This window comes from Spirillospora sp. CA-108201, assembly GCF_050936235.1.
GTDB lineage: Bacteria > Actinomycetota > Actinomycetes > Streptosporangiales > Streptosporangiaceae > Spirillospora.
The window spans coordinates 8,304,501-8,330,992 of record NZ_JBNJNE010000001.1 but is presented as its reverse complement, the minus strand read 5'-3'; the positions used below and the strand labels follow the sequence as shown (position 1 = coordinate 8,330,992).

Genomic DNA, 26,492 nt, shown 5'->3' with positions numbered 1-26,492 from the left:
GGATAGTGACACTTTTAGCGGGAACAATAAGGGTATGACCAGCGGAAACGGCAAGACGGAGGGTACGGCGATGAGCCCGCGTGCAGTGATCTACGTCCGGATCTCGCGGGACAAGGAGGGTGCAGGTCTGGGCGTGGCGGAGCAGGAGCGCCAGTGCCGGACGCTGGCCGAGCGGTCCGGGTACACCGTCGTCGGCGCGGCCTATGTGGACAACGACGTGTCCGCCTACTCCGGCAAGCCGCGCCCGGGGTATCAGCGGATGCTGGCAGACCTGGCCGCCGGGAAGGCCCAGCGTGTTGTGGCTTGGCACACCGACCGGCTTCACCGGTCCAACACCGAGCTTGAGGACTACATCAACGTTGTGGAGCCGCGCGGGATCGTCACCGAGACCGTCAAGGCCGGTCCGATCGATCTGGCCACCCCCACCGGCCGCATGGTCGCGCGTCAGCTGTGCGCCATTGCCCGGTACGAGTCCGAGCACCGCGCCGAACGGGTGAGCGCCGCCCGCGCCCGCCAGGCCCGGCAGGGCAAGTACGGGGGAGGCAAGCGCCCTTATGGGTTCGAGCCCGACGGGGTCACGGTCCGGCCTGCCGAGGCAGCGGTGATCATACGCGTGGGGTATGCGCTGCTGTCGGGGGTGTCGCTGCGCGCCATCGCAGCCGACTTGCGCAAGGACCAGACGCCGACCACCGACGGCCGCCGCTGGCAGACCTCCACCGTCCGCTCCGTGCTGTTGCGGCCCCGCAACGCCGGTTTCATGGTGCACCGCCCGGCCAAGACCCCCGACCGCCCGCGCGGGATCTACTCCGATGAGGAGATCATGGCCACCGCGCCATGGGCGCCCATCCTGCCCGAGGACGCATGGCGCGCGATCGTCGCGAAGCTCACCGACCCGGACCGCACGACCACCACCGGCCCCGCCCCCAAGTGGCTGGGCAGCGGCATCTACCAGTGCCCGTGCGGGGGCGTGATGCGCGGCAGCAAGGCCACCGGGAACAACCGCTACCCGATCTACCGGTGCCAGGAGCGCGGCAAAGGGCACGTGCGCATCAGCGCCGCCGACGCGGACGCCTACGTACGTCTTGTGGTCATCGAGCGGCTTTCGCGCCCCGACGCCGTCAAGCTCGTCACGCCCGCCAGCAGCGGCCCCAGCGCCGCCGAGCTTTACGCGCAACTGGCCGTGCACCGGGAACGGCTGGAGGAGATCGCAGCCGACCGGGAGGCCGACCGGATCACCCGCTCCCAGTACCTGCTTCAGACCGAGAGCCGCCGCGCCAAGATCAGCGAGGTCGAGGAGCAGATTGCCGCCACCGCCCAAGTGTCGCCGCTGGCCCCGCTGATCGACGCCGAGGACGTGGCCCGCGCATGGGACGCCCTGTCCCTGGGAGAGCGCCGCGCCGCTCTGCGCGCCCTGATGGCGGTCACCATCAAGCCCGTGGGATCCGGACACCGCAATGTCCCGGCCCGCCACCGCGTCCATTGCCACCGCTCCCAGCCCGCCAGGGCCGCCTAGCGCCCACAGCGGCCCCGCACACGCCGAGGTCCCGCCGGTCGACCAGCACCGGCGGGACCTCACCCGTTGTGTCACCGGTCAGCGCGGAACAGCAGCGCCAACACGTCTCCCTGCTCAGTGGTCAACGGCCCCAACCCGTCCACCACCGCCCGAATGTGCCCGGCCAGATCCTCACCATCCGCCGCCGCGCCCGCATCGGTGTCTTCCCCGTCGCCGTCCCGTCCGGTCCCCGAGCCCCCGTCGCTTGCCGCCATCACCCCGCCCCAGCTAGATGATCATGGTCCAGGTCTGTTGCCGCGCACCGTCCCACAAACCCCCACCCACCACCCTTGGGAAGGAGCCGCTACGCGGCGCGCCTTGCCGGGTGCGACCCTGCCCGCGCCCCCGCGCTCCGTCCCGCAGGCCGAACCAGGCGGACAGGGCCGCACCAGCCTTACCGGGTGAGCGCCAGCAGCAGCGGAGCCGCCATCAGCGCCACCAGGCCCGCCACCGCCAGCAGCACCAGCACCGCCCCGCACACCCGGAACCACCGCGCCCGCAGCCTCCTACGCGCCCCCCGCCGCGCCACCGGGCAAACCGCCCCCGTGCAGACCCGTCGCCCTGTTTCGCTCGCCGCCTTCACCTTCGCCACGTTCTTGGCCTCCCTCACGACCCCCACCATCCGCACGAGCTTCCGAGCCAGGCCAGCGGGAGCACCACCAGCAGCCCGAACCACACCAGCGACCAGAACAGGCGCGGGTACCGGTGCCGCAACGGGACCCGGAACCGGATCACCATCCGCCCCCGACCACCCGAGGCGAGCCGCACCAGGCGGGGCAGCACCGCCAGCACCGCCACCATCACAACCACGTTCAGCAGCACGTCAGCCATCCGCCGCCTCCCACCGCATGACCGAGGCGATATCGGCGTGGGCCCGCGCCGCCTCGTGATCGCGCGCCAGGCTCGCCGCCAGGTCCGCATCCCCCAGCCGGGCCCACCCCGTCCCCACGTACCGCCAGTCGCGCAGCAGCACCGCCCCCTCGTCGTGTTCGGCGTCCGCCCACGGGTCCGGCCCCGCCCGCTCATCCCGCCCGCTGGCGTCCCCGCCCGTGCGCCAGGCCCGCCGGACCGCGCCGAGGGTGGCCCGGGTGACCGAGTACCAGCGGCTCTTGGTCGCGAAGTGCCCCGCGAACCCGAGGGTGTGGACGTGTTCGGCCAGCCGCCACCGCGCGCACTCCGGAAGCTCGGCCAGCCGCAGGCACGCCGTCACCAGCAGCCCCACATGCGGGTTGTCGACCCGCCGCAGCACCCGGCCCGACTCGCGGATGGTGAACCGGCGCGGGGGCAGCCCGCCGAAGGTGTCGCCCGCCGTCTTGGTCGCGTACTTGGCCAGATACCCCGCAGCGCGGGCAGGGTCAGCCACCGGCGACACGTCCAGCTGCCCGCCCCACCGCGCCACCGGCCCCACGCGCGCCCCCACGTCCGGGAGCGGCACCGTGACCCGCCGGGCCGCTTCTCTGATGGCCGCCTCCAGCGCCGCCGCGTCGGCCCAGGCAGGGGGAGCCACCACCGCCGACCGCTCCCCGCCGTCCACCCCGTCCAGGCGGATCACCGCGTGCAGGTGGACCGCGCCGCGCCGCTGGTACTCGGCCACCTTCACGTAGGAGACCCGCAGCAGCGAACGCACCGCCCGCACCGTCACCGGCACCCCGGTCCGATCCGACCCGATCCGCGCCAGCGCCCGGTACAGGTAGATCACCGTCCGCCGCCACAGCTCAGGCACCGCCGCATGCCACAGCACGTGACCCCGGTAGTCGTAGCAGTCCCAGCACAGCGCACGCCCCACCAGCGCATCGCCCGCGCCGTGCCTCGCGTCGCACCACCGCCGCACCGCATGAACGCACACCAACGCGCCCACCCGCGCCCGGCACGGACCATCCCCGCTCACCCGATGCACCGCCCCGAACGAGGGCGCGGTGAAGGTCGCCAGCACCGCCGGATGCCCCGCCACACTCGCCGGAACCGCATCCACCCGCCCCGCCAGACGCGGCGCACGCCCCCGCAGGCCCGCCTCAATCAGGCGGTAAGTGTCGTGCCGGTACGTCCGCGAGCACGACGGGCACACCGCCGCCCGCCGGTCCCCGCACGCCAGCAGCAACATCCCGTCCGGCTCCCCGTCCGAGGACCATTCGGCCCGGACCTCACCGGTCCGCGTGTCCGCCGCCGTCACCCCGCCCCGCACCCGCACCGGCCGCGAGCAGTGCCCCGTGTGCGCCACCTGACGCGACCACGCCCGCCACTTGTCCGCATCGCCGACCCGCGCCGCCATCCCCGCCAGCACAGGACTCAGATGCCGCCCCGGCCGGGCATAGCGGACCCCGGACGCGGACGCCGGCCGAACTCCCTGCGGTCGCCCCTTCGGGGTGGCCTGCGGCCATGTCCGCCGGCCTCCACTCACCACAGCGACACCTGATCGCCGCCACCGTCCGCGCCGTCCCCGCCGTCCGGGCCCGCCGCATCCGCCGTCCCCGCGCTGTGACGTCCGCGCCCGCCGTACCCGTACACGAACCGCCACAGACACCACGACAGCGCGTACCAGTCGGGGGAGTCGTCCTCCACGGGCGGGAACCCCGCGACCTCCAGTACGTCACCGACTTCACGTACCAGCGCCGCCGAGAACACGTCGTCCACCGGGCCCGCCGGACGAGCCACCGGATACACCCGGCCCGCCACCGCCGCCGCGCACGGACACACCCGGCCCGCCAGGTCCGCAGACACCCCCGCCGGTCCTTCCTCCGCTACTTCCGCCGATCCCTCTGCCATCGCGCATCGCCCCCTACAGGAGAAGAACCGGGCCCCGCACGGCGGGCACGCTCCCGCCGACCCCGCCGCGCGAGGCCCGAAATGGTTGGTTGAGAAGAGTTGAGCTTGAGGCGCTCTCAGGCCGCCGCTTGCCGCAGCGCGACCCCGCGCCGCACGATCCCCCGGATCGCCGCGTCGTCCAGGTAGTACGACCGCACCCGCCGAGGCACCCCGCCCTCGGCGTACAGCAGCCCCACACCCCGCGTCCCGATATCGATCGTGGACGCGTCGTAGCCAGCCGTGGCCATCCCCGCGCCAAGGATCGTGTCGGAGGCGTCCCGGGTGGCGCACCGCATCGCCCACCGAAGCGCCATCAGGTCACGCCACCCCGTCGGCACCACCGCACCCGCCGGTTTCTGCGTCGCCGCCACCTGGACGATCAGCGCCGCCCGCCCCCGGGCCGCCACATCCTCACCCAGCGCGTTGAAACGCTTGGCCGCCTTGCTGTTGGTGCTGGCGGTGTAGAACCGCATCTCGTCGATCACCGCCAGGATCACCGGCGCTTCACCCGGCAGCAGGGCCCGCCGCCCCTGGTCCTCCAGCACCTCATACCGCCGGTCCATCTCCGCTTGCAGATCCTCTTGCTGCGCTATCGCCTCCTCCATGTCGTTGGTCGCGAACCTCGTCATGACCGGCCGCCACAGCCCCAGTTCCACCCGTTTGGCGTCCCACCCCCAGATCTGCGCCGCAGGGTCCAGAGCCCCCGCCGCCAGCACCAGCGACAGCGCCGCCGACTTGCCGCTTTCGGGTTCCCCGCCGAACAGCACGTGCTTGCCGGGCAGCCGCACCGCCACCGGATCACCCATGTCGTCCACGCCCAGGGGCACCGGGTCACCCAGCGAGCGCGCCGCCCCATCGGCCCACGGCCACCGCAGCGGCGCGGCCGACCCCGCGAACGGGTCGAGGCGAACCACGTCCACATGCGCCAGGTCGGCCCGCTTGAGGTCCCGGCCCACGCGCACCTCACGGACCCGCAGCACCGCCGCCACCCGTTCGCGTTCGGACTCCAACTCAGCCACCGTCGCCCCGCGCGGAACCCGCACCAGCAGCCGGTCACCCGCCGGAACCCGCCGGTCCCGTCTGATCCGGGGTATCCGGTCGTTGAGGGTGGTGAGCCCGGCGAACCGGCACGCACGGTCCCAGTGCCGCCGCAGCCGCGCCCGCCGCCACGACCGCACCGCCCGCACCCGCAGCCACGGGAACCCGGCGACCGCGACCACCAGCTCAGCCGGACCGCACACCGCACCGGCCCAGCCCCAGCCCAGCCACCCCACCAGAGCGGCCCCCGCCAGTACCGCCAGCGCGCCCAGCTCACGCCGCCACAGCCACGACGGCCGCACCACCCACAGCAGCAGCGCCGACCCGACCGTCAGCCGAGCCCGCACCGGAAGGTCCGGCCGCTGGAGCACCGGAGGCAAACCCACCTGCCCCCGCGCCGTCACCCCGTGCCAGCGCTGCTCACGGCTCACCAGGCACCACGCCCCCCGCCGCTCCGCGCACCCGGCCACCCCTCACCCTGTTCAGGCACCCGGCGACCCCCCGCACTGCCAGCGCCTCCCGCACCGCCAGGGCCCGCCGCATCGTCCGGGCCGCCCGCGCGTGACGCCGACCGCGCCCACTCCTGCCACGCCTCCTGACGCCGCACGTGCAGTTCCCGCCACACCTTGCGCGGCACCAGCCCCGCCACCAGGTCCGCGACCGGCACCCCGCCGACCCGCCGGTCGGGCGGAAGGTCCGTCCACGCCGTCCGCCCATGGCCCGCCACATGCAGCCACCGGCCCGCCTTGCCAGGACTGCGCGGGGGCGGCGCGTCGGCCAGCAGCCCGCACCCCAGCGCCGCACCCAGCACCTGACGCCGCCGCCGCTCGCCCACCTCCACCAGCCGCAGCCACGTCGGCCCCAGCGGCTCCGACAGGGTGTAGTGCACCCGCACCGGCCCCGACACCCCCAGGCCGATCACGTACGAGCACTCACCGAAGTCCCACGCCCGATCGACCGCGCCGAGCGCCACCGACGCATCCGCCGGGAGGTCGCCGCCGCAGCGCCCCCCGGCAACCCCGCCGCCCAGCAGACCCCCCAGCCGCCAGGCCGACCCCCGACCCGGTACCGGCATCACTCGCCCCCCTTACCGGACCCGCGAACCGCCCGGCCGCCCCCGTCCGAGCCACCCGGACCTCCCGGGCCTCCCGGCATCGGGACCGCCTCCAGACGCTCGGCCGTCCACCACGTCACCGAGTCCCCCTTCCTGTCCACGACGTTGAGCGTCAGACCCGCCGGGATCACGAACGTCCCCTGCGTCAGGCCAGGGTCGCCGACCAGGCCCACCTTGATCGGCGCGCTCTGCTCGCCGTCCATCGCCAGCAGCCGCACTTGGAACAACGGCCGCCCCTGGTCGTCCGTCCGCAACTCACCCGACTCGAAGACCTTGCGCTGCTCGGGCATGTCCGCCACCAGAAACCGCAGCGACTCCATCACGATCTGAAACTGCACACTTCCCCCGTTCCCGAGAATCCCGCCGTCCGTACCGAAGACGGTACGAGTCATGACAACAGTGTCCCTATGTGGAGAGACCTGTAAACATCGCCGTACCGAACTCGGCACGCTAGGCTGTCAGGAGAAGGAGTTACTAAACGCAAAGGTGCTGGTCACAACACGTAACAACCCCGAAGGGGTGACCACAATGGGTCAGAAGAAAACGTTTAACGAGGAGACCGGCCATTCCGGAGGATCTCCCCAACTCGTGGAAGTCATCCGAAATGCCATCGTGCGGGCCGTCGTCGAAGGGCACTACCCGCGCGGAGCCCGAATGCCGACCAATGCTGAGATTCAGCAGACATGGAAGGTGTCGGCCCGCACCAGCCGCAGAGTATTGGCGCTGCTCACTGACGAAGGATGGGCCGAGCCCGGGGGAACACGCGGGTACACCTCCACCGGAGGACCCGCCCCACGCATCGCCGGAGGCGGTCCGCCGCCCTTCCCGTACCAAGCTTCACACGCCCCGCCGGACCAAGCTCAACACACCCAGCCCGGCCCCGCCCCCGACCAACCCGCCGACCCCGCAGCCAGCCCCGCAGCCAGCGCGGCCCCCGACCAGGAACCCGACCCGCTCTCGCTGCCCCGCCCCGCACACACCATCGCCATCGGCTCCGACATCCCCGCCGAGTTGTCGGCCGTCCGCATCCTGTCCGTCGCCTACGAACCGGCCCCCGCCGACGTCGCCGCAGCCCTGCACATGGACGGCCCCGGCCTGCCCGTGCTAGTCCGCCGCCGCCTGATCACCGACCCCACCGGCCGACTCCCCTTAGAGCTACGCACCAGCTACATCCCCGGCGTGGCCGAGCACGGCACGCTCACCCACCCCGACCCGCTACCAGGCACCTGGATGGAGAACCTCACCGACTACACCCCCCGGGAGCCCGCAACCGCCGCCGTCCGCATCAGCACCCGGCCCGCGACCCCATGGGACGCCGCCCTGCAACTCCCGCCCGGCACCTACGCACTCACCCGCGCCACCACCACCGCCGACGCCCACGGCATCCCCATCGACCACACCGTGTCGGTCTGGCCCGAAGCCACCACCATTCAGACCGACATCCCGCTCACCTGACCGACCGGACCCGACCCGCACCACCACCCGCACCGGGCAGGGCACGGGCCGGGCCCCGCGCCGCTACTTCCAGCCGCCCCCGCCCTGACGCCGCCGCCGCAGCTTCCCCGCCGGAGCGGGCTTGGCCGTCGCCCCCGTGATGTGGAACGCGTCGCAGTTCTCGCACTCCTGAACCCGCGAAGGCAACCGCGCGAACCCGTCCGCGTTGTCCTTGCGCGCCAGCTTCCACCGCATCTCCGCCTCGGCGTCCTCCCGCGTCGCGAACGCCCTCTTACCGCACACCGCAGCCCGATCCACCCGCCGCCCGCTGGCACCCCGGCCGCCCCAACTCTGCGCACGCCTACGCCGACCCATGACCCACTCGCCTTCTCCTCGATGAACCCGCTTGCCCCGCCGCACGGGACCGACCCGCCAGGTCGGATCAGATGTCGACCGTGAGCGAGATCCGCTTGTGGTCGGAGTCGGGCCGCTGAGGGTCGCGGAAGTCGTGAACGCGGTAGGAGCCCGCCACATACGCGGCGGCCAGAGGCTCGTTCAGCAAGATCGCGTCAATCGGCAGGCACTGGCGTCCATTGGGCCGCTCGACCTGCGTCGGGGTGTAGTCCCCCGCCAACTCCGCCGAATGGCTGAACCCCAGCCCGCCCTCCCGCCGCTGCGTCGAGGGGTTCCACCAGCCGCACAACGCGTCCAGCGCCCGCGTGTCGTACACGTGCGGCCCCGCAAGGGAAGACCCGCCCTTCCACTGGACGCGGTAGTTGATCTGGCGCGGGTTGTGCACACCCGGCGTGTTCATGTCGGCCGGTTCGAAGTGGGGGCCGCTGGGGACGGTGTTCCAATCGCCCAGCAGCGCGCACGGAATGCCCGGAGCCGAGAACCGGTCGAACCGGCGCGCGTCGGCCAGCCGGTCATCCCCGCTGTAGATGTCGCCGTGCCAGGCCACCAGCCGCACCGGGTCACGACGGCCCGGCAGGGTGAACACCATCAGGTTGCGGTTGCGGGAGGCGAAGTCCGGCAGCCGATGACCGAAGAACCGGCGCACCACCACCTTGCCCGGATCCACGTAGATCACCGGCGCGAACATCCCGCCCTCACGCGGAAGCGAACACGGATACGGCACGTAGGCCGGGCCGCCCGCCTCACGCAGCGCCGCCGCCGCCTCGTGCGCGCCCTCCATCCCGTTCAGCTCGTACCGGTCGCCCTCACCCACCACCAGCACATCAGGCCAGTCACCGTCATGCAGCATCCCGGTCACCCGGCCGAAGTCGAACAGGCCGCCGTCACCGGAGTACCCCGAATACCCCGCCGCCGCCCTGCCGCCGTGCTCGACATTCACATAGCTCATCCGAAGCTCCGTCATCGCGCAGCCCGTTCCTTCCCGGCCACCACAAAGGGCGACCCGTCACCCACACCGACACCCCAACAAGACCCCGCGACCGTTCAGGCCCGAGCCGGGCAGCGGCCCCCGCACCGACACCAACCCAGGCGGAAGGTGCCCCGGGACGGGGCTGCGCCGGCCGAACTCCCTCGCGGTCGCCCCTCCGGGGTGGCCTCCGGCCATATCCGCCGGCCCACCCCCTCAGCCAGGCGCGAACAGGGGGCCGCGGCCCTACACCCTCGCGGCCCCCCCGCACATGTGACGCCTACGCCTCGCCGCGCACGATCCGCAGCACCTCACCCCGGCCCATCCCCACCAGGTGACGCGCCACCATCAGCCCATCAAGGCCGTAGCTCAGATGCACCAACGCATCGTCCATCACCTCAAATGAGGACCCTTCCCGCCGCTCGGTCATCTCCCGTTCCCGGATCACCTCGGCACGCGCCGTCAGCGCCCCCAGGACCGCCCAGATCAGATCCAGCACATCCACGGTCGCCTCCAGCGCATCGCCCGCCCCCTCCAGCGGCAGAGCGTCCGAATCGCGCTTCAACACCTCCCACGCCGCTTCGGCTTGCCGGAACAGCGCCTCCAGCGCCGTCTCCACCGTGTCCGGCCCGAGCGTCTCCGGCCCGCTCACGTCCGGCCCACTCACCGCCCGCCCCCGAACCGCAGCGGCACCGCAGGCCCGGCCTGCGCGGAGATCTGCGCCATCAACCGCACGTCCACCGCCGCGACCGCCCCCGGCCGGTCCCAGCACCACCCCACCCACCGCGCCTCCCGGTCACTGGCGTCCACATACGACCAGCCCGCACACGTCGCAGACACCGTCACCGGCAGACCCGCATCACCCGCCCGGCTGTACACCCACAGCAGCGGACACCGCACCGGCAGCGGACGCACCGGCAACCGGTACAGCGGCACGGACCCCCACCCCAACGGGCCCAGCGACACCGCCAAAAGGTCCAGGTACCGCACCCGCGTCCGCACCCCCGCCAGATCACGGCCCCGCAGCACACCCCGCTCCACCTGGTCCACCGCACCGCCCAGCAGCCCGCCGACACGGTCACACAGCCCATCGGCCAGCCTCACCGCTCCCACGCCTTTCCCGCCTCCCGCTCTCATCGCTCCTGCCCGTCCTGCCGTCCCTGGTCGGTCTGCGTCTGCGCCTCAGCGCTCTTGAGCCGGTTCCGGATCGTGCCCTCCGACACCCCCAACTCCGCCGCCAGGCCAACGGCCGACTCACCCGCCTCCCACCGCCGACGCAACGCCGCCAAGCTGATCCCCAACTCGATCCTTTTGGCCCCAGCGCCCACTGGCCGCATCACCGTCCCGGCCTCCAGCAACCGCACCTTCACCGTCAGGACCGCCACTCCCAGCGAGGCGGCCAGGCCCGACAGCGTCTCGCCCGCCTCATACCGCTCCCGCAGCACCTGAGAGGGCACCGCCAACTCCATCCGCCCGCCCCGCTCACGCGACCGCAACACCGCACCCGACTCCGCCAGCCGCATCGTCACCGTGCCCTCCGACACCTCCAGCTCCCGCGCCAGCCCCGCAACCGACTCACCCGCCTCATACCAGGCCCGCAACTCCTCCAGACAGATCGGGAACTCATCCCACAGCGGCCCACCCGGAGGACGCCGGTCGATCCCCTCAACCCGCATCCACCGGTACACCCGACACGCCGGAAGCCCCATCCGCCGCGCGATCGAAGGAACCGACTCACCCGCCTCATACCGCTCCCGCAACACCTCCGCCGACACCACCAGACGCCCAGCCGCCCCGCTCACCGCCCGCTCACCGCCCGCACCCCGACCCGTCCCACCACCGGCCACCGCATCACTTCAACTTGGCGATCAAGCTCCTCAGGACCCCCGGGCCCAGACGCAGCACGGCTCCCTGCGGGTCGGTGGAGTCGCGGATCGCATGTCCGGCGTCACCGACCGGGGCGACCTCGACACAGACATGCTTGTCATCGGCGTCCGCTCCGGAGGAGTGACTGCTCTTCCGCCATCTCGCCCCGGGGAACTCCGGGTGCGGAGCCTGGTCGATGCTCAATGCTTCCTGCCCTTTCTGCTCTCTCGACTGTCAGAAGCGGTCTTGCCGCCGCCGGTCACCCGCCACCCGCCGCCGGGCCCGCCAGCGGATCGGGCACCACCCCGGCACCGCCCAGGATCGGAACCGGCGTCACCTCACCGCACACACCCGGCCAGTGCTGCACCGGAACCACCCCCGGCGCGGCCACCTCCAGCCGCCGCCCGAACAGCGCCGTGATCTGTTCCCCAGTGCGGAACACCCCCGGCTCGGTCGCGCCCCGGTAGACCTCCTCCACCTGCGCCACCGCCACCGGGTCCGCACCGTCGGAGCACACGTGCGACACCGCCACCACCGACCCCGGCACCATCCGACCCGTGAACGCCCGCACGATCCCGGCCGGGTCGTGGTCATCGGTCACGAAGTGCAGGACCGCGATCAGCAGCACCGCCACCGGCCGGTCCCAGTCCACCCACGCGTCCAGATCACCGATCAGCGCGTCCACCTCACGCGCGTCCCCGCGCACGATCGGCATCCCCTCCAGCAGCGCCCGGTCATGCGCCAAAACCAGCGGATCGTTGTCGACCCCCACCACCAGCGCATCCGGCTGGAACCTCCGCGCGACCTCGTGAGCGTTCGGCTCGGTCGGGATACCGGTCCCCACATCCACGAACTGATCGATCCCGCGCCGCGCCGCCCACTCCACCACGCGATGCATGAACGCCCGGTTGTCCCTGGCGGCCTGCGGAATCGACGGCGCAGCCGCCGCCACCCGCTCAGCAGCCCGCCGGTCAACCTCCACGTTGTCCTTGCCGCCCAGGAACACGTCGTACATCCGCGCCGGAGACGGCACCCCCGGATCCCACGCCCCGTCCGCACCGTAGACAGGCTCGTCCAGCCCCTCACCCGCCAGAATCCGCGCCAACGCCGAATCCACCGGACCACCACCCCAGCCGTCAGGCCCACCACCCGACGCCTCAGGCCGCCGCGCCGTCACCGACCCACCCCCGACCCGCCAGCGCCACCCGCATGACGCTTGACCACACGCACCAGCACCGCAGGAGCGTCCGCCACCTCGGCCACCGGCACGATGCCCTCACCGCGGCCCGCCCGCAGGAACCACCACACCCCGCCGACCGGCTCGCAGTCGACATCCATCCACCGCGACTCATCCACCGTGCTCACCACATGCAGCATCGGCACGCCGTCCCGGCTCACCAGACCGCCCCGCAGCGGCCCGTCCCACTCCGACACCACCGCGTCCAACGCAGCCAAATGCAGGCGACGCTCACCCATCGCCAGCGACAACCGGCCGGAGAGTCTTCCGTCTCCCGGATCTCCAGTGCCTCCGGCGGTGCCCTTGCCGCCTGAAGGAATCGTGTTTTCCATGGAGTTGAGCGTTCCTGATCCTCCAATTTCGGGGAGGTGCCAACCAGGGGGCCAGGGAGGGGCCAGACTTGGATGGGAGGAGGGGCCAGCATGATCGACGAACGGCGTAGCCGGTTCGGCGCTTACCTAGCCCGTTTGCGGCGGGACAAGCGTGTTAGCCAGAGGCAGCTTGCCGAGGCGCTCTGTCGCATTTCGGGTCTTCCGTCGTTGACGCGGAATGAGATCAGCAGGTGGGAACGGGGAGACCGCGTACCTAACGCTTGGCTCCCGGCTCTCGCTACGGCCTTGGAGGTCTCGCTTGATGATCTCGAACGTGCCGCCGCTCATGCGCGTGGAGACGAACCCTTCTCTGGCAACCTCAGCCCGGCCGAAGCGCTTGGGTACTTCCTCCCCAACACGGTCGAAGAACTCGGACCACTGATCACCACGCAGGGGAGACAGGCTGGCGAGTCCACCGCCGCTAGCTTGGCATCTCGTGCTCATGGCCTTCGCCTCGCTGATGACGTCATAGCGGGGAGGGACCTTCTCGACCCTGCGATGCGAGAGCTGGACCGTGCCGTTCGGCTTTACCGTCAAACGACTCACACCGAGCAGGTAGGACGCGCCTTGCTACGCAGCATCGCGGAGCTGGCGCAGATCGCGGGATGGATCGCTGGCGACGCTGGCCAGTACGACCAGGCGCACCGCGCCTACCAGCTCGGCATCTCGGCGGCGCGGAACACTGGAGACGATGCCCTTCTCGGCAACCTTGCGGGCAGCCTCGCTTACCTGTACTCCAACACTGGCCGAGAGGCCGACGCCGTCAGCCTCGCTCACGCTGCCCTTGAGGAGGCGGGTCCCCACCTTCCGGCGCGAGCCAGAGCCCTCAGCCTTGACAGGATTGCTTGGGCACACGCGAAGGCGGGCGAGGCTCAACCCGCGATGCGAGCCTTGAGCGCTGCGCACGAAGCTCTGGAGCAGGATGAGCCGTCAGGTGCCCCAATCTGGGCGTACTGGGTTTCATCGGATGAACTCGCGGTGATGGACGCAAGGGTGTTCACGGAGTTGCGAAAGCCCCTGCGTGCGGTGCCCCTTTTGGAGAAGGTGCTTGAACGGTACGACTCGACACACACTCGCGAGCTTGCGCTCTATCTGTCCTGGCTCGCGGTTGCCCTTGTTGATGCCAACGAACCGGAGGAGGCCGCCCAAGCCGCCCGCAGGATGTTCGACCTCGCCAAAGACTTCGCGAGTGAGCGAACCTCTCAACGCACCAGTGTGGTCCTCGCAAAACTTCAACCGCACAAGGATGTTCCGCAAGTGCGTGAGGTTCTCGACGCATACGCCGCGTGACCGGCTGTGGGAAGGGTTCCCGCAGCTCATCTGGCCCGATGGAGCCCGACGCGACTAGCTTCACACCAGGCCGCCCGCACCTCGCCGGACGCGTGTGTGAGGATTTTCCCTACGTAGGTCAAGGCGCGCGGCACACCGCCGCGCGCCTTCGCGCGTGGTGGCCGGTGCGTACCAGTTCTGGAACGGCTCAGGTGCCGCCAATCAGACGGAGCGGGTTCCAGCGGCTCGCTACCGTCAACGGACGTACGGACGGGCACGAGACCAAGCGGCCTTCGGCCGCTTGGCTCGGCCCGCCGACGCCAGGACGGTCCTCCCTCGGGCCGCCCGCTGCCACGTGCACGCGAACTTCCGCGACCGGCAGCCGTGCTTAGTCCTTGGTGACGTTCTCCTCAGCGCGTCGGCACGGCCGCCGGCTGCTCACCATCGTGCGCCACGCTCCCGCGAGATGCCTCCATACGAGCTGACCACGCGACACTAGGGCTCCGGCGTTCACCTCTCCCAGCCCGACTGATCCTCATGAAATACTCGGCGTGGCAAGGGGGGATCAGAAGGAGGTGTAGACGCGGACCAGCAGCCCTAGGGAGCTGTTGCTGCCGCCATGCCTCGCCCATGACACGGGGCGAGTTGACCTGACCCCCTGTCGCGTCCGCGGGGACGCGCAGCTTGCGAGAAGGAAATCTAGAAGGATGAGTTCCCTTATCGGCGGCTTGCTGGTTGGGATCGCAGTGCTGGTCGGAACCAACGCCGGAACCGTCGTCGGCTTCCTGGCCAAGCTCAGCGGAGCGACAACACTGGAAGTCGTAACGAGAGCGGGCATCACGTTCGCTGGGGCGACCACGTTCGTCATCGGCGTCATGACAGCGGCGAAGCTGCTTTAGCTCGTCATCGTTCGGAGACTGGCCGCTACCCCCCGCGTGTAGCGGCCAGTCTCTTCCTCAGCGGTAGGCCCACTAAGCGCTCAACGCCCCAGCAGGCGCGCAAGGTTCGGCTACTTCGATTCCCAACCAACCCCGACCCCCACCCCTTACAGGGACCCGCCTCCGGCGTAGGGCTCTACCCATAAGAGCGTGTGCGCCTCGGTCAGCGCGCTAAGCCACCGTCGCGCAGACTGGACAGGGTGGGCACCCGCGTAGACCCCCACGGGGCCGGGGAAGGTGACGGGACGCCGGGTGCGGGCTTGGGCGGGGCCCCTCCGGCGGGCCGCCCCCGGCCTGACGTGGGCAGCCGTGCGGCAGCCCGGAGCCGCGCGAGGCTAGCAGCCCGCCGCCCCACCCAAGCCCGCACCCGCCTCCCCACAACAGCGCAGGTCAGCACGGGGAAGAAGTGTCACAATCCGATATCCGTCTTCCCCGACCCGGACGGGCCCATGATCGCGACGGCCTCGGCGCGGCCCGCGGCCAGGTCGACGCCGTCCAGCGCCACCGCCGTCCCGAACCGCTTCACCAGCCCGCGGCCGAGCAGGACGGGCTCGCTCACGCCGCCTCCTCCCGCTCTTCCGCCGGATCCGGCCCGCCCGCCGGGCGCAGCTCCAGCACGTTGTCGGGCGGACGGGTGCGGCGGCGGTCGCGGATCGACTCGACGACCTCCGTGGCGGGCATCACGACGCCGCCGTAGACCACGAACGCGGCGAACGCCGCGGTGAGGGGAACGTAGATCAGGTACATGGCCCCAGCGTGCGCCCCGCCGCCGCCCCGCCGCATCGGACGCGGGGCCGGGGAACCGGGCGCCGGATCGGCCGAACGGCCGATCCGGCGGTCCGCATCGGGTCGTACGCTGCGTGGGCGTGAGCGACGTTGGGGCACGACTGGACCGCATCCATTCGGTGGGCGGCTGCCTGGTACGCGTGGCGTACGCGGGGTTCGCCTCCCTGTACCTGCTGGCGTGCGCGGCCGCCGGATTCCGGGACCCCTCCGCCCTGTGGATGGTGTTCGTCGCGCTGGCGGCCAACGTCGCGGCGGTCTCCGGGCGCGGCTTCCTGGTGTGGGCGGCCGGAGCGGGGGCCCTGTCGGCGCTCAGCACCCTGTACCTCGGCACGGCGGTGCGGCCCGAGCTCGGCGCCCCGAGCCTGTTCGCGGAGATCGGCGGCCTGCTGATCGTCATCGCGCGGGTGGTGTGGAAGGCCCGCCGCGACCGGCTCGTCCCGATCGCGGTGCTGCTCGGCGCGGCGCTCCTGGCGACGCCGCTGCGCTGGTCGCCGATCGCGGCGGCGCTGTTCACCGCGCCGCTCGGCATCACCGTGGCGATCGCGCTCGGCGTCGGGCTCTACCTGCGGGCGCTGGACGCGCGGCGGGCCAGGTCGCTGGCGTCGGCGCGGCGCGACGAGCGGCTGGAGCTGGCCCGCGACCTGCACGACTTCGTCGCGCACCACGTGACCGGCATCGTCGTCCAGGCGCAGGCGGCGAGGTTCACGGCGCAGTCGGGCGCCGCGCAGACGCAGGAGCAGCTCGACCGGATGCTCGGCGAGATCGAGAAGGCCGGGACCGAGGCGCTCACGTCGATGCGGCGCATGGTCGGGCTGCTGCGCGACGCCCAGAACCCCGACGCCCCGGACGGGGAGGCCCTCCCCTCCGGCGGCGCCGGCACCCGTCCCGTCGGCGACCTCACGCAGCTCAGGAGCCTCGTCGAGGGGTTCGCCCACCCGCCCGCCGCGCTCACGCTGGAGCCCGGCCTCGGCGCCCTGCCGCCGGAGGTCGCGGCGTCGGCGCACCGCGTCGTCCAGGAGGCGCTGACCAACATCCGCAAGCACGCCGCCGACGCCGCGTCCGTGCGGGTCACGCTGGCGCGGGTCGGAGGCGACGTCGAGGTCGCCGTGCGGGACGACGGGCGGGGGCGCGGCGGCAGGCGGCTGCCGTCCGGCGGTTTCGGCCTCACCGGGCTGGGCGAGCGGGTCGGCGCGCTCGGCGGGCGGCTGCACGCGGGCCCGCGCCCCGAGGGCGGCTGGGAGGTCGTCGCACGCCTCCCCGTATCGGACGGATAGCCGAGGATGCTGACACAATCGGCAAGGTGACCATCCGCGTACTGATCGCCGACGACCAGGAGATGGTCCGGACCGGGTTCCGGATGATCGTCGACTCGCAGCCCGACATGGAGGTGGTCGGCGAGGCCGCCGACGGCGCCGAGGCCGTCGCGCTGGCCCGCCGCCTGCGCCCGCAGGTGTGCCTGTTCGACATCCGGATGCCGCGGATGGACGGCCTGGAGGCGACCCGCGCCCTCGCCGGCGCAGGCGTCCCCGACCCGCCGCGCATCGTGATCGTCACGACGTTCGACATGGACGAGTACGTCTACGGGGCGCTGCGGGGCGGCGCGGTCGGGTTCCTGCTGAAGGACAGCGGGCCCGCGCTGCTGGTGGAGGCCGTCCGCGCGGCGGCGGGCGGCGGGTCGCTGGTGTCGCCGTCCATCACCGTCCGGCTGCTGGAGCACCTGGCCAGGCGGCCCGCGCGGCCCGTCCAGCCGCGCGAGCCGCTCACCGGCCGGGAGCTGGACGTGGTCAGGCTGGTCGCGCGCGGCCGGACGAACGAGGAGATCGCCGCCGAGCTGTACGTGTCGCTCTCCACGGTCAAGACGCACCTCGGCAGCGTCAACCGGAAGCTGGAGACGCGCAACCGCGTCGCGACGGCCGCGTGGGCCTGGGAGTCGGGCCTCATGAGCTGACGGGCCGGGCAGGGGAACGCGGACGGGGAACGCAGGGAAGACGGGGGAGGCTCGGCACTGGCACCGGAGTCGATGAACGGACTGCCCGTGACCGTCCTGGTCATGTGGGTGCTGTGCGCCGCGGGCTGGGGCGGCGTCCTGCTGGCGCTGCGGCGCGGCCTGGACGGGCCGTCCCGGGGGCCCGCCCTGTTCGCGCACACCGTGACCCCGGCGGGCGCCGTCCTGCTGTTCTCGCTGATCGGTCTCGGGTCCCTGTACGCGGCGATCGCGCTGGCCGCCGAGTGGTGGGCGCTGCTGGCGGTGACCGGGTTCCGTCCCGAGCGGCTGCTGTCCACAGGTGGCCTCGGACGCCTCGCCGCCTGGGCGGCCGTGACCGCGACCGCGACGTGCGCGGCCACATGGCTCGTCCTCTCCATGTGACGATCTTGTAATGGCGCGAACCCGCGTTGGGCCGCGCCGGTCAAACGTACGTAGTATCCAAAACAGTCAACAGCAAAGGCCCTGGGAGGTGGATCATGCCGTGCGCGCTGTGCGGCGACATCATCCCGACCGAGGTCGACCGGTGCCCGGCGTGCGGCGCGTGGGCGCGGCGCCGCGACTTCCGGGCCGTCGGCGTGGCCGTCTTCATGCTGCTCGGCTTCAACGCGTTCGTGGCCCTCGGCTCGGGGATCAGCCTGCTCAGGCTGGCGCGGCCGCTGCACGGCGCGACGCACGACAGCTACGACGCCGCCGCCACCGGCAAGGCCCTCGCCCCCTACGCGGACGTGTTCACGATCGGCGCGATCATGGCGGGCGTCACCGGCCTGCTGTACCTGACCTGGCTGTGGCGGGCGTTCCACCAGTCCCCCGGCCCGCACCGCCACCACCGCGCCTGGGTGCTGCTCGGCTGGTTCCTGCCGGTCGTCAACCTGTGGCTGCCGCCCCGGATGGTCTACGAGGTGTGGGTGAACAGCGGCCGGTACCGGACGGCCGAGCGGCAGGCCGCCGGGCTCGTCGTCGCGGGCTGGTGGGCCTGCGCCCTGCTCGGCCTCGTCCTCGGCCGCGTGTTCGCGCACGGCAGCGTCGAGACCCTCGCCGACGCCCGCCTCGACGTGCACGTCGGCGTGGCCGCGGCGGCCTTCCAGGCCCTCGCCGCCGCGCTGTGCATGGCCACCGTCTTCCAGATCACCCGGATCCAGATCACCCGGTGAGCCGGGCGGGCCGGGTCAGGCGGGAGGGGGCCCGGAGCTCCCCTGGCTGGTGTGCCAGAGGGGGGTCCTCGGCGGGCGCTTGACGGCCGGGCCCGCGTGGCCGATGTCGGAGTACGGCGACATCGCGAACCCCGTGGGCTGGACGATCCGGCGCCCCACCGGGCGCCCCCGGCCGGACGGGCCCGCCATGGCCGCGCGGACGGCGTCCGGTCCGCCGCGGCGCCACTCCTCGTGCAGGGCGTTCAGGTCCCAGCAGGCGTTCGCGGTGATCGAGACGGCGCGGTCACCGGCGCGGCGCAGCCGCCCCCGGGCGACGAGCAGCCAGGAGCCGAAGACGGTGGCGGCGCACCGGTCCTGCACCGACTCGAAGAACGTGAGGTCGACCGGGCCGGTCGCGTCGTCCAGCGTCGCGAAGATGACGCGCTGCCCCGACCTGACCGCCGGGGTCTGGGTCGCGACCTTGACCCCGGCGACCAGGACCTCGCTTCCGTCCGGACGTCCCGGCAGGTCGGCGGCCCGGACGACGCCGAGCCCGGCCAGCAGCCCGGTGTAGAAGGTCATGACGTGCCGGCTCACGTCCATGCCCAGGATGTCCAGCTCCGCCTCGACCACCTCGGCGGGCGTCATCGGCGGCAGCCCGCCCGCCGGGATCTCCTCGGCCAGGTCGGCCTCCACGCCTCCCGGGGCCCCGTCGCCTTCCTCCCGGCCGAGGGGGAGCTGGCCCTCCGGGACGCGCGCGGGACGGGCGGTGACCCGGTCGAGCGCCCCGACGCGGCACAGCAGGTCGCGGCGCGGGACGCCCTCGTGGAGGGCGTCGAACGCGCCCGCCAGGACGAGCCGCTCGGCGATCGGCCGCGACACCCGGGCGCGGCGCCAGAAGTCGGTCAGCGACCGGTACGGCCGGGCCCCGGCGATCCTGTCGATCTCGGCCTCGGAGATGCCCCTGACCTCGCTCAGCGCGACCCGGATCCCGGCCGGGCCGCCCGCCGGGACGGGTTCGGCGCGCCAGTGCGCGTCCGAGCGGTTGACGTCCAGGGGGAGGATCGGGACGCCGAAGTGCCGGGCGTCGTCGAGGATGACTCGCTTGGGGTACATGCCGGGATCGTGGGTGAGGACGCCGGCGTAGAAGGCTGCCGTGTGGTGCCGTTTCAGCCAGGCCGACTGGTAGGTGGGCAGCGCGAACGACGCCGCGTGGGCCTTGCAGAACCCGAACGCGCCGAAGGCGGTCAGCATCCTCCACACGCGCTCGACCGTCGCCTCGTCGTGGCCGCGCGCCAGCGCCCGCTCCCGGAACCAGGCGCCGACCACGGCCAGGCCCCGCTCGTGGTTCAGGCTCCGGCGCGCCGCCTCCGCCCGGGACAGGCCGCATCCGGTCATCACGTCGATGACGCGCAGCACCTGCTCGTGGAAGACGACCACGCCGAGGCTCTCCCGCAGCGCGGGTTCGAGGTCGGGATGCGGATAGGCGGGCTCCCGCCTCCCCGCGCGGGCCTCCAGGAACGGCGTCACCATGTCGGAGTTGACCGGGCCGGGGCGGAACAGCGAGATGTCGATGACCAGGTCGTCCAGGTCGCGGGGCTGGAGCCGGCCGATCAGCTCCCGCTGGCCGGGCGACTCGATCTGGAAGCAGCCGAGCGTCCGGGAGGTGCGCACCAGCGCGTACGTCGCGGGGTCGTCGCGCGGGACGTCCTCCAGCGCGACCTCCTCCCCCGTCACCCGGGCGACCTCCGCCACCGCGTGCGCCATCGCCGACTGCATCCGGACGCCGATCACGTCGAGCTTGAGCAGCCCCATCGCCTCGACGTCGTCCTTGTCGAACTGGCTCATCGGGAACCCGACGGCGGCGCGCTCGACCGGCGTCCGGTCCCGCAGGCCGGGGTTCGACAGCAGGACGCCGCACGGGTGCATGGCGATGTGGCGGGGCAGCCCGTCCAGCCGCTCGGCGATCCGGAACAGCACCTCCAGGCGTCCCGCCGCCAGGTTGCTCTGCCGCAGCTCGGGCAGGTCGTGCAGGGCCGTGCGGATCTGGCTCGCCCGGATCCGCGGGAACGCCTTGGCGATCGCGTCGATCTCGTGCGGCGGGAGACCGACGGCGTTGCCGACGTCGCGCAGCGCGCTGCGCGCCCGGTAGGTCTCCATCATCGACACGCACGCCGTGGCGTCCGCGCCGAACCGGTCGAACAGCGCCCGGTAGGCCTCCAGCCGGCGGGCCGACTCCACGTCCAGGTCGATGTCGGGCAGGCCCTCGCGGCTGTCGGCGAGGAACCGCTCCATCACCAGGTCGTGCCGCAGCGGGTCCAGGTCGCCGATGCCGACCAGGTAGTTGACCAGGCTGCCCGCGCCCGAGCCGCGGATCGCGCAGCGGATGCCGCGCCCCCTGATCAGCGCGGCGGCGTCGGCGACGGTGAGGAAGTAGGGCGCCAGGCCCTTGCGCCCGATCACGCCGAGCTCCTGGTCGAGCCGGGCCGCGGCCTCCCGCGACCCGGCGAGCCCGCGCCGCGCCATCCCCTCCGCGCACCGGGCGGCGAGCCGGGCGTGCGGGTCGCCCTCGACGGCCGGCAGGTGGACCTCGTCCATGCCGAGGTCGCGGGCGGGGTCCAGGACGCAGCGCTCCGACAGCCGCCGGGTGGCCGCGAGGAGCGCCTCCGCCCCGTCCGGGCCGCAGACCGCCTCCGCGACCCGGCGCATCTCGGGGACCGACTTCAGGTACGCCTGCCCGGTGCGGTCGTCCAGGTGCCGCCGGTCGAGCGGGACGAGGCGGCGCGTCACGTCCAGGACCTGCGCGACCGGGTGGTCGGACGGGTCCAGGTAGCGGACGGCGTTGCCCAGCACGGCGGGCGTCCCCGTCTCGCGGGCGAGCGCGAGCATCCGCGCCGCCCGCGGCCCGTCGCCCTTGTCGCGCTGGTCGACGATCTCGATCACGGTCTCGGCGGCGGCGTGCCACGCCGCCAGCCGGGCCGCCGCCACGTCCGGGCGCCGCCCGGTGAGGGCCCGCCCGACGTCGGACGCCGGGCCGAGCAGGACGACGAGGCCCTCGGCGTGCGCCCCGACCATCTCCCTGGTCACCAGCGGGCGGCCGCGCTCGCCCGCCGCGTGCGCGGCCGTCACCAGCCGGCACAGCGACCGCCACCCGGCGCGCCCCTCGGCGAGGACGACGACGCGCTCCTCCCCGGTGGAGGCGACCCGGAGGTCGGCCCCGACGACGGCGCCGATCCCCGCGTCCGCGCAGGCCCGGACGTGCCGGACGGCGCCGTACAGGCCGTCGCGGTCGGTCAGCGCCAGCGTCTCCATGCCGAGGACCGCCGCGCGCTCCGCCAGCGCCGCGGGCGGCGCGACGCCGAACCGGAGCGAATAGGACGAAGCGACATGAATATGCACGTCAGTCCCATACCCGGGATAGCAGCCAGCTGTCAGCGGCCACGTCATAACGCAGCTCGTAGACGCCGATCTCCCGGTCCGGGGTCGCCTCGATCCGCCAGAACTCCCGCTCGCCGGCGGCCTCGCCGTCAGGATGCCGCTCCCGCCACCAGTCGCGGGTCGTGACCCAGTGCTCCAGCACCCGCCGGACGCTGTAGAGCCGGCCACGCCAGACGAACCGGACCGGACGGCCGTCGCTCACCCAGACGTCCACCGGATCGCCGAACACGCGCGTCATCTGCCTCCCCCTCGCGCTCGCCGCACGGGGGAAGGAGCATGCGGACTCGTTCTCGAACAAACGTTCGGAGACCGAGTCTAGGGAACCCCGGGCCCGGGGAGCAAGGCGGGGTCAGCCGAGAAGCTAGGCGGGGTCAGCCGAGAAGCGCGCGGACGCGGTCGGCGGCCTCGCCGGGCCGGGCCGCGTCGGCCATCCCCCCGGCGGGCCACAGGTAGTACCAGCCGTCGCCGCACGGGGTGGCGAGCACGATCACATGGCGCCCCGTGCCCGGCGTGTAGACGGCCAGCAGGGACTCCCCCGGCCCAGCGAACCGCCAGGCCAGGCCCCGGGTCTCGACCTCGCGCGCGAGCGCCGCGAGGTGACGCCGGCGCATCTCGGCGATCTCCCGCCCACCGACTACAGACACATCAGCCGCCTCAGCAGGTCCGTGCCGCCGTCATGACCTTGAGCGATCCTCCGGCGACGGTTGGTGACCACTCCTCAGCATGACGGCGAACCGGGGGCCGTGCGGGGAGAATCCCAAGAGTGGGGACGGGTGTACCCCGCCCGCTAGGGGATGGTCCGCAGAAGCGGTGTAGCGCGCCGTCCGGATACGTGCCAATCACCGCACCGGTGGTTTCCGGTTCCCGGAACCTGGCCCGCATACGGAGGCTCCGTCCGTGATAAAAGCCTCTGTGAGGCGGGCATCGTCCGCGTCAGCCAGAACAGAAGGAGCGAGCCGATGAGCGCCGTCCCCGCCGGCGACCCGTCAGGCCACACCCACCAGCGCGTCCACGGGCAAGGGCCCGAGCAGGGCCGCGCCCTGGCCGGGCTCCGCGAGCGCAAGAAGCAGCGGACCCGCTTCGCGCTCATCGACGCGGCCCTGGACCTGTTCCTCGCCCAGGGGTACGAGGCGACGACGATCGACGAGATCGTGGCGGCGGTGGAGGTGTCGCAGCGCACGTTCTTCCGCTACTTCGGCACCAAGGAGGACGTGGTCACGAGCTTCCTCCGCGAGCACGACCAGGTGCTGGCGGAGGCCCTCGCGGCCCGCCCGTCCGGGGAGCGGCCGTTCACCGCGCTGTTCGAGTCGCTGCGCGTCGTGCTGCGGACGATCGCCGAGAGCGACCCGGCCGACAGCGCCCGGTTCCGCCGCGTCCGGCAGGTCATCGAGGCGACGCCGTCGCTGATGGCGGCGCAGATGGCGCGGTACTCGGCGTCGGCGGAGGCGCTCGCCGCCGAGATCGCGCGCCGCGAGGGCGTCGACATGGAGCAGGACCTGCGACCGCGGATCGTCGTGTCGTTCTACCTGGCCGCGACCAAGGTCGCGTTCGAGGACTGCGCCCGCCACGACATCTGGGACCCCGGGACGGTCGCCGCCCGCGTGGAGGAGGCCGTGACCCTCGCCGGCCGGACCATGCGCGACTGGGTGTGAGCGCCCCGTCGGTGGAATAGCCCGGAGAGGCGCCCGGTTCTCCGGGAGCGTCCACGCGAACCGACCGTCAGGAGAACGACATGCGCGCGATCGTCATCACCCGCACCGGCGGCCCCGAGGTCCTGGAGGCGTCCGAGCGCCCGGACCCGAGCCCCGGACCGGGCGAGGTGCTGATCGACGTCGCGGCGGCCGGGGTCAACTTCATCGACGTGTACTACCGGACGGGCGCCTACCCGCAGGAGACCCCCTACACGCCCGGCGTCGAGGCCGCGGGGACCGTCGCCGCCGTCGGCGAGGGTGTCCGGGAGTTCTCGGCGGGCGACCGCGTCGCGTGGGCGAACGTGCAGGGCGGCTACGCGGAGAAGGCCGTCGTCCCGGCGGACAAGGTCGTCCCCGTCCCCGGCGGAGTGAGCCTGGAGGACGCGGCGGCGTCGCTGCTGCAGGGCATGACCGCGCACTACCTGACCAGGTCGACGTATCCGGTCCGGGAGGGCGACACCGTCCTCGTGCACGCGGCGGCGGGCGGGATGGGGCTGCTGCTCACGCAGGCGGCCGCCTCCCTCGGCGCCCGGGTGATCGCGACGGCGTCCACCCCGGAGAAGGAGAGGCTGGCGAAGGACGCGGGCGCGGACGCCACCATGGGCTACGACGGGTTCCCCGAGCGGGTGCGGGAGCTGACCGGCGGCGAGGGCGTCGCCGTGGTGTACGACGGCGTCGGGGCGCCCACGTTCGACGGGAGCCTGGAGAGCCTCCGGCGGCGCGGCACCCTGGCCCTGTACGGGGCGGCGGGCGGCCCCGTCCCGCCGTTCGACCCGCAGCGCCTCAACCGGGCCGGGTCGGTGTTCCTGACCCGGCCCTCCCTCGCCCACTACGTCGAGAGGCGCGAGGAGCTGCTGGAGCGCGCCGCCGACGTCTACGCGTGGGTGGAGTCCGGGGCGGTGAAGGTCCACGTCGGCCGCCGCCACGACCTCGCCGAGGCCGCCGCCGCGCACGCCGATCTGGAGGCGAGGCGCAGCACCGGCAAGCTCCTGCTGATCCCCTGACCGTCACGCCCGGCGGCGCCGCCTCCCCTAGGCTGGCCCCGGACGAACGATCTTCCAAGGAGCGCCGCCCCCCATGACGACGTACGCCGCCGGACCGCTGGAGCACGACGAACCCCGCGTCCTCGGCCCGTACCGCCTGCTCGGGCGGCTCGGCCGCGGCGGCATGGGGACGGTCTACCTGGCCGCCGAGCCGGACGGGCGGCGGGTCGCGGTGAAGGTCGTCAACCGCGAGCTGGCCGGGGAGCCGGCGTTCCTCGCCCGGTTCCGCCGCGAGGTGCTCGCCGCGCGGCGCGTCCACCGGTTCTGCACCGCGCCCGTGATCGACGCGGAGCTCGACCAGGACCCGCCGTACATCGTCACCGAGTACATCGACGGGCCGAGCCTGGAGAAGGCCGTCGGGGGGAAGGGGCCGCTGCCCGGCTCCGACCTGGAGGGCCTCGCGGTCGGCGTCGCCACCGCGCTCGCCGCCATCCACGGCGCCGGGATCGTGCACCGCGACCTCAAGCCCGCCAACGTCCTGCTGTCCTCCACCGGCCCCCGCGTCATCGACTTCGGCATCGCCCGCGCCCTCGACGCCCCGGACGGCCCCACCCGCACCGGCCAGTTCGTCGGGACGCCGTCCTACATCGCGCCCGAGGTGCTGCGGGGCGAGCCGGTCGAGCAGGCGTCGGACGTGTTCGCCTGGGGCTGCGTCGTCGCCTACGCCGGGACGGGGCGCCCCCCGTTCCAGGGCGGCACCGTCGCCGAGACGTTCCGCCGCATCGAGCACGAGGAGCCCGACCTCGCCGGCCTGGACCCGCGGCTGCGCGACGTCGCCGCCGCCGCGCTCGTCAAGGACCCGCGCGACCGCCCGACGGCGCGGCGGCTGCTCACCCTGCTCGTCGGGCAGGAGAAGGCCGACCTCACCCAGGCCGTGGAGACCATCTCGGCGTCGTGGCGGGGGCCGGATCCGGACGCCGATCCGGCCCCCGGCCCCGATCCGGACGGCGGGAGGCCCGCGGCCGTCGAGGTCCCGGCGCCGAGGCCCGCGCCGGAGGCCGCCGCACCCGCCGCCGCGGCGTCGCGCGAACCCGTCGCGGACCCGGAGACGGTCCTCGTCGACCTGCCGTTCCCGGCCGCATGGCGCGGCCCGCGGCGCTGGCTCACCCTGCTCAGGGGCCTGCTGGTGATCCCGCACCTGGCCGTGATGCTGCTCATGTACGCGGCCCTGGTGGTCGTCATGCTGCTCAGCTGGCTGGTCATCCCGTTCACCGGCCGGTATCCCCGCGCCCTGTACGCGCTGGTCGTCGGGTGCCAGCGCTGGTCCAGCCGGGTCGTGGCGTACGCGTTCGGGCTCACCGGCGAGAAACTGCCGCCGTTCCGCACTCTTCCCCGCGCCCGCCGAACGCACTGACGGCTCCGCGCGTCCGAATACCGAGGACCGCTAGGGTTCTACAACAAAGACTCCCGAATCC

32 protein-coding genes are annotated in these 26,492 nt (G+C 72.9%); 11 read left to right on the top strand and 21 right to left on the bottom strand.

What is annotated here, in order from left to right; translation table 11 throughout:
• Positions 1–34 precede the first annotated feature (34 nt).
• Complete coding sequence (locus ACQEU6_RS40015; RefSeq protein ID WP_499338902.1) at positions 35–1,513, top strand: recombinase family protein; 1,479 nt, start codon at positions 35–37, stop codon at positions 1,511–1,513.
• Between the two features lie 71 nt (positions 1,514–1,584).
• Here ACQEU6_RS40015 and ACQEU6_RS40010 read toward each other — a convergent pair whose 3' ends face one another.
• The 8 genes from ACQEU6_RS40010 to ACQEU6_RS39975 all read right to left on the bottom strand — a co-directional run bounded on the left by ACQEU6_RS40010 (position 1,585) and on the right by ACQEU6_RS39975 (position 6,844).
• Positions 1,585–1,767, bottom strand: a complete 183-nt coding sequence (locus tag ACQEU6_RS40010) for a hypothetical protein (RefSeq protein WP_499338901.1) — start codon at positions 1,765–1,767, stop codon at positions 1,585–1,587.
• Positions 1,768–1,946: 179 nt separating this feature from the next.
• Complete coding sequence (locus ACQEU6_RS40005) at positions 1,947–2,174, bottom strand: hypothetical protein (protein ID WP_499338900.1); 228 nt, start codon at positions 2,172–2,174, stop codon at positions 1,947–1,949.
• The gene (locus ACQEU6_RS40000; protein WP_499338899.1) at positions 2,159–2,383 is read right to left on the bottom strand and encodes a hypothetical protein; all 225 of its coding nucleotides are present in this window, start codon (positions 2,381–2,383) and stop codon (positions 2,159–2,161) included. Before ACQEU6_RS40000 ends, ACQEU6_RS40005 begins: the two co-directional genes overlap by 16 nt.
• Positions 2,376–3,821: a replication initiator gene (locus ACQEU6_RS39995; protein ID WP_499338898.1), complete on the bottom strand. Its 1,446-nt coding sequence runs from the start codon at positions 3,819–3,821 to the stop codon at positions 2,376–2,378. The genes ACQEU6_RS40000 and ACQEU6_RS39995 overlap by 8 nt, the downstream gene beginning before the upstream one ends.
• 125 nt (positions 3,822–3,946) lie before the next feature.
• Complete coding sequence (locus tag ACQEU6_RS39990) at positions 3,947–4,270, bottom strand: hypothetical protein (protein ID WP_499338897.1); 324 nt, start codon at positions 4,268–4,270, stop codon at positions 3,947–3,949.
• Between the two features lie 161 nt (positions 4,271–4,431).
• Positions 4,432–5,823: an FtsK/SpoIIIE domain-containing protein gene (locus ACQEU6_RS39985; protein WP_499338896.1), complete on the bottom strand. Its 1,392-nt coding sequence runs from the start codon at positions 5,821–5,823 to the stop codon at positions 4,432–4,434.
• Entirely contained in the window at positions 5,820–6,467 is a 648-nt protein-coding gene (locus ACQEU6_RS39980) for a hypothetical protein (RefSeq protein ID WP_499338895.1), read from the bottom strand. Before ACQEU6_RS39980 ends, ACQEU6_RS39985 begins: the two co-directional genes overlap by 4 nt.
• Complete coding sequence (locus tag ACQEU6_RS39975) at positions 6,467–6,844, bottom strand: hypothetical protein (protein WP_499338894.1); 378 nt, start codon at positions 6,842–6,844, stop codon at positions 6,467–6,469. The genes ACQEU6_RS39980 and ACQEU6_RS39975 overlap by 1 nt, the downstream gene beginning before the upstream one ends.
• 316 nt (positions 6,845–7,160) lie before the next feature.
• On the opposite strand from ACQEU6_RS39975, the gene ACQEU6_RS39970 reads away from it, so the two are divergent.
• The gene (locus ACQEU6_RS39970) at positions 7,161–7,961 is read left to right on the top strand and encodes a UTRA domain-containing protein (RefSeq protein ID WP_499338893.1); all 801 of its coding nucleotides are present in this window, start codon (positions 7,161–7,163) and stop codon (positions 7,959–7,961) included.
• A 63-nt stretch (positions 7,962–8,024) separates the two neighbouring features.
• Here the strand turns inward: ACQEU6_RS39970 and ACQEU6_RS39965 are convergent, their stop codons facing one another.
• From ACQEU6_RS39965 to ACQEU6_RS39930, 8 genes are all read right to left on the bottom strand, one after another.
• A complete protein-coding gene (locus ACQEU6_RS39965) occupies positions 8,025–8,243 on the bottom strand; it encodes a hypothetical protein (protein WP_499338892.1) in 219 nt (72 codons plus the stop codon).
• A gap of 139 nt (positions 8,244–8,382) precedes the next feature.
• Positions 8,383–9,303, bottom strand: coding sequence for an endonuclease/exonuclease/phosphatase family protein (locus ACQEU6_RS39960; RefSeq protein WP_499338891.1), 921 nt, complete (start codon positions 9,301–9,303; stop codon positions 8,383–8,385).
• A 298-nt stretch (positions 9,304–9,601) separates the two neighbouring features.
• Positions 9,602–9,973 carry a hypothetical protein gene (locus ACQEU6_RS39955; protein ID WP_499338890.1) on the bottom strand — a complete coding sequence of 124 codons (372 nt, stop codon included), beginning with the start codon at positions 9,971–9,973 and terminating at the stop codon, positions 9,602–9,604.
• A gap of 11 nt (positions 9,974–9,984) precedes the next feature.
• Positions 9,985–10,425: a hypothetical protein gene (locus ACQEU6_RS39950; RefSeq protein WP_499338889.1), complete on the bottom strand. Its 441-nt coding sequence runs from the start codon at positions 10,423–10,425 to the stop codon at positions 9,985–9,987.
• Positions 10,426–10,454: 29 nt separating this feature from the next.
• Positions 10,455–11,123 carry a hypothetical protein gene (locus tag ACQEU6_RS39945; protein WP_499338888.1) on the bottom strand — a complete coding sequence of 223 codons (669 nt, stop codon included), beginning with the start codon at positions 11,121–11,123 and terminating at the stop codon, positions 10,455–10,457.
• Between the two features lie 49 nt (positions 11,124–11,172).
• On the bottom strand, positions 11,173–11,391 hold the full coding sequence (locus ACQEU6_RS39940; RefSeq protein WP_499338887.1) for a DUF397 domain-containing protein: 219 nt from the start codon (positions 11,389–11,391) through the stop codon (positions 11,173–11,175).
• Positions 11,392–11,446: 55 nt separating this feature from the next.
• Positions 11,447–12,304, bottom strand: a complete 858-nt coding sequence (locus ACQEU6_RS39935; protein ID WP_499338886.1) for an SAM-dependent methyltransferase — start codon at positions 12,302–12,304, stop codon at positions 11,447–11,449.
• 56 nt (positions 12,305–12,360) lie between these two features.
• Positions 12,361–12,756: a hypothetical protein gene (locus ACQEU6_RS39930; protein ID WP_499338885.1), complete on the bottom strand. Its 396-nt coding sequence runs from the start codon at positions 12,754–12,756 to the stop codon at positions 12,361–12,363.
• Between the two features lie 90 nt (positions 12,757–12,846).
• Here ACQEU6_RS39930 and ACQEU6_RS39925 point away from each other — a divergent pair, with 90 nt between their 5' ends.
• Together ACQEU6_RS39925 and ACQEU6_RS39920 are read left to right on the top strand one after the other, a co-directional pair.
• Positions 12,847–14,085, top strand: coding sequence for a helix-turn-helix domain-containing protein (locus ACQEU6_RS39925; protein WP_499338884.1), 1,239 nt, complete (start codon positions 12,847–12,849; stop codon positions 14,083–14,085).
• A gap of 686 nt (positions 14,086–14,771) precedes the next feature.
• Complete coding sequence (locus ACQEU6_RS39920) at positions 14,772–14,963, top strand: hypothetical protein (protein WP_499338883.1); 192 nt, start codon at positions 14,772–14,774, stop codon at positions 14,961–14,963.
• A gap of 448 nt (positions 14,964–15,411) precedes the next feature.
• Here ACQEU6_RS39920 and ACQEU6_RS39915 read toward each other — a convergent pair whose 3' ends face one another.
• Positions 15,412–15,561, bottom strand: a complete 150-nt coding sequence (locus ACQEU6_RS39915; RefSeq protein ID WP_499338882.1) for a hypothetical protein — start codon at positions 15,559–15,561, stop codon at positions 15,412–15,414.
• A complete protein-coding gene (locus ACQEU6_RS39910) occupies positions 15,558–15,749 on the bottom strand; it encodes a hypothetical protein (protein WP_499338881.1) in 192 nt (63 codons plus the stop codon). The genes ACQEU6_RS39915 and ACQEU6_RS39910 overlap by 4 nt, the downstream gene beginning before the upstream one ends.
• Before the next feature lie 119 nt (positions 15,750–15,868).
• Here ACQEU6_RS39910 and ACQEU6_RS39905 point away from each other — a divergent pair, with 119 nt between their 5' ends.
• The 4 genes from ACQEU6_RS39905 to ACQEU6_RS39890 all read left to right on the top strand — a co-directional run bounded on the left by ACQEU6_RS39905 (position 15,869) and on the right by ACQEU6_RS39890 (position 18,926).
• The gene (locus tag ACQEU6_RS39905; RefSeq protein ID WP_499338880.1) at positions 15,869–17,062 is read left to right on the top strand and encodes a sensor histidine kinase; all 1,194 of its coding nucleotides are present in this window, start codon (positions 15,869–15,871) and stop codon (positions 17,060–17,062) included.
• 26 nt (positions 17,063–17,088) lie between these two features.
• Entirely contained in the window at positions 17,089–17,736 is a 648-nt protein-coding gene (locus ACQEU6_RS39900) for a response regulator (RefSeq protein ID WP_499338879.1), read from the top strand.
• 72 nt (positions 17,737–17,808) lie between these two features.
• The gene (locus ACQEU6_RS39895; RefSeq protein WP_499338878.1) at positions 17,809–18,156 is read left to right on the top strand and encodes a hypothetical protein; all 348 of its coding nucleotides are present in this window, start codon (positions 17,809–17,811) and stop codon (positions 18,154–18,156) included.
• A 95-nt stretch (positions 18,157–18,251) separates the two neighbouring features.
• Positions 18,252–18,926, top strand: a complete 675-nt coding sequence (locus tag ACQEU6_RS39890; RefSeq protein ID WP_499338877.1) for a DUF4328 domain-containing protein — start codon at positions 18,252–18,254, stop codon at positions 18,924–18,926.
• 15 nt (positions 18,927–18,941) lie between these two features.
• Here ACQEU6_RS39890 and ACQEU6_RS39885 read toward each other — a convergent pair whose 3' ends face one another.
• From ACQEU6_RS39885 to ACQEU6_RS39875, 3 genes are all read right to left on the bottom strand, one after another.
• Positions 18,942–22,304: a DNA polymerase III subunit alpha gene (locus ACQEU6_RS39885; RefSeq protein WP_499338876.1), complete on the bottom strand. Its 3,363-nt coding sequence runs from the start codon at positions 22,302–22,304 to the stop codon at positions 18,942–18,944.
• A 1-nt stretch (position 22,305) separates the two neighbouring features.
• Positions 22,306–22,581, bottom strand: a complete 276-nt coding sequence (locus ACQEU6_RS39880; RefSeq protein ID WP_499338875.1) for a DUF6504 family protein — start codon at positions 22,579–22,581, stop codon at positions 22,306–22,308.
• A 133-nt stretch (positions 22,582–22,714) separates the two neighbouring features.
• Positions 22,715–22,987 carry a hypothetical protein gene (locus ACQEU6_RS39875; protein WP_499338874.1) on the bottom strand — a complete coding sequence of 91 codons (273 nt, stop codon included), beginning with the start codon at positions 22,985–22,987 and terminating at the stop codon, positions 22,715–22,717.
• Between the two features lie 315 nt (positions 22,988–23,302).
• On the opposite strand from ACQEU6_RS39875, the gene ACQEU6_RS39870 reads away from it, so the two are divergent.
• From ACQEU6_RS39870 to ACQEU6_RS39860, 3 genes are all read left to right on the top strand, one after another.
• Positions 23,303–23,995 carry a TetR family transcriptional regulator gene (locus ACQEU6_RS39870; RefSeq protein WP_499338873.1) on the top strand — a complete coding sequence of 231 codons (693 nt, stop codon included), beginning with the start codon at positions 23,303–23,305 and terminating at the stop codon, positions 23,993–23,995.
• A gap of 80 nt (positions 23,996–24,075) precedes the next feature.
• Positions 24,076–25,038, top strand: a complete 963-nt coding sequence (locus tag ACQEU6_RS39865) for a quinone oxidoreductase family protein (RefSeq protein ID WP_499338872.1) — start codon at positions 24,076–24,078, stop codon at positions 25,036–25,038.
• 73 nt (positions 25,039–25,111) lie between these two features.
• Positions 25,112–26,431: a DUF4389 domain-containing protein gene (locus ACQEU6_RS39860; protein WP_499338871.1), complete on the top strand. Its 1,320-nt coding sequence runs from the start codon at positions 25,112–25,114 to the stop codon at positions 26,429–26,431.
• The last annotated feature ends 61 nt before the right edge of the window (positions 26,432–26,492 follow it).

Bases quoted from the DNA above. Each gene is read 5' to 3' on its own strand.
- ACQEU6_RS40005 (WP_499338900.1), bottom strand. From the start codon at position 2,174: ATGGTGGGGGTCGTGAGGGAGGCCAAGAACGTGGCGAAGGTGAAGGCG.
- ACQEU6_RS39910 (WP_499338881.1), bottom strand. From the start codon at position 15,749: ATGTACCTGATCTACGTTCCCCTCACCGCGGCGTTCGCCGCGTTCGTG.
- ACQEU6_RS39995 (WP_499338898.1), bottom strand. From the start codon at position 3,821: ATGGCGGCGCGGGTCGGCGATGCGGACAAGTGGCGGGCGTGGTCGCGT.
- ACQEU6_RS39880 (WP_499338875.1), bottom strand. From the start codon at position 22,581: ATGACGCGCGTGTTCGGCGATCCGGTGGACGTCTGGGTGAGCGACGGC.
- ACQEU6_RS39970 (WP_499338893.1), top strand. From the start codon at position 7,161: ATGCCGACCAATGCTGAGATTCAGCAGACATGGAAGGTGTCGGCCCGC.
- ACQEU6_RS39960 (WP_499338891.1), bottom strand. From the start codon at position 9,303: ATGAGCTATGTGAATGTCGAGCACGGCGGCAGGGCGGCGGCGGGGTAT.
- ACQEU6_RS40015 (WP_499338902.1), top strand. From the start codon at position 35: ATGACCAGCGGAAACGGCAAGACGGAGGGTACGGCGATGAGCCCGCGT.
- ACQEU6_RS39920 (WP_499338883.1), top strand. From the start codon at position 14,772: ATGAGTTCCCTTATCGGCGGCTTGCTGGTTGGGATCGCAGTGCTGGTC.
- ACQEU6_RS39865 (WP_499338872.1), top strand. From the start codon at position 24,076: ATGCGCGCGATCGTCATCACCCGCACCGGCGGCCCCGAGGTCCTGGAG.
- ACQEU6_RS40010 (WP_499338901.1), bottom strand. From the start codon at position 1,767: ATGGCGGCAAGCGACGGGGGCTCGGGGACCGGACGGGACGGCGACGGG.
- ACQEU6_RS39930 (WP_499338885.1), bottom strand. From the start codon at position 12,756: ATGGAAAACACGATTCCTTCAGGCGGCAAGGGCACCGCCGGAGGCACT.
- ACQEU6_RS39895 (WP_499338878.1), top strand. From the start codon at position 17,809: ATGAACGGACTGCCCGTGACCGTCCTGGTCATGTGGGTGCTGTGCGCC.
- ACQEU6_RS40000 (WP_499338899.1), bottom strand. From the start codon at position 2,383: ATGGCTGACGTGCTGCTGAACGTGGTTGTGATGGTGGCGGTGCTGGCG.
- ACQEU6_RS39980 (WP_499338895.1), bottom strand. From the start codon at position 6,467: ATGCCGGTACCGGGTCGGGGGTCGGCCTGGCGGCTGGGGGGTCTGCTG.
- ACQEU6_RS39890 (WP_499338877.1), top strand. From the start codon at position 18,252: ATGCCGTGCGCGCTGTGCGGCGACATCATCCCGACCGAGGTCGACCGG.
- ACQEU6_RS39870 (WP_499338873.1), top strand. From the start codon at position 23,303: ATGAGCGCCGTCCCCGCCGGCGACCCGTCAGGCCACACCCACCAGCGC.
- ACQEU6_RS39860 (WP_499338871.1), top strand. From the start codon at position 25,112: ATGACGACGTACGCCGCCGGACCGCTGGAGCACGACGAACCCCGCGTC.
- ACQEU6_RS39925 (WP_499338884.1), top strand. From the start codon at position 12,847: ATGATCGACGAACGGCGTAGCCGGTTCGGCGCTTACCTAGCCCGTTTG.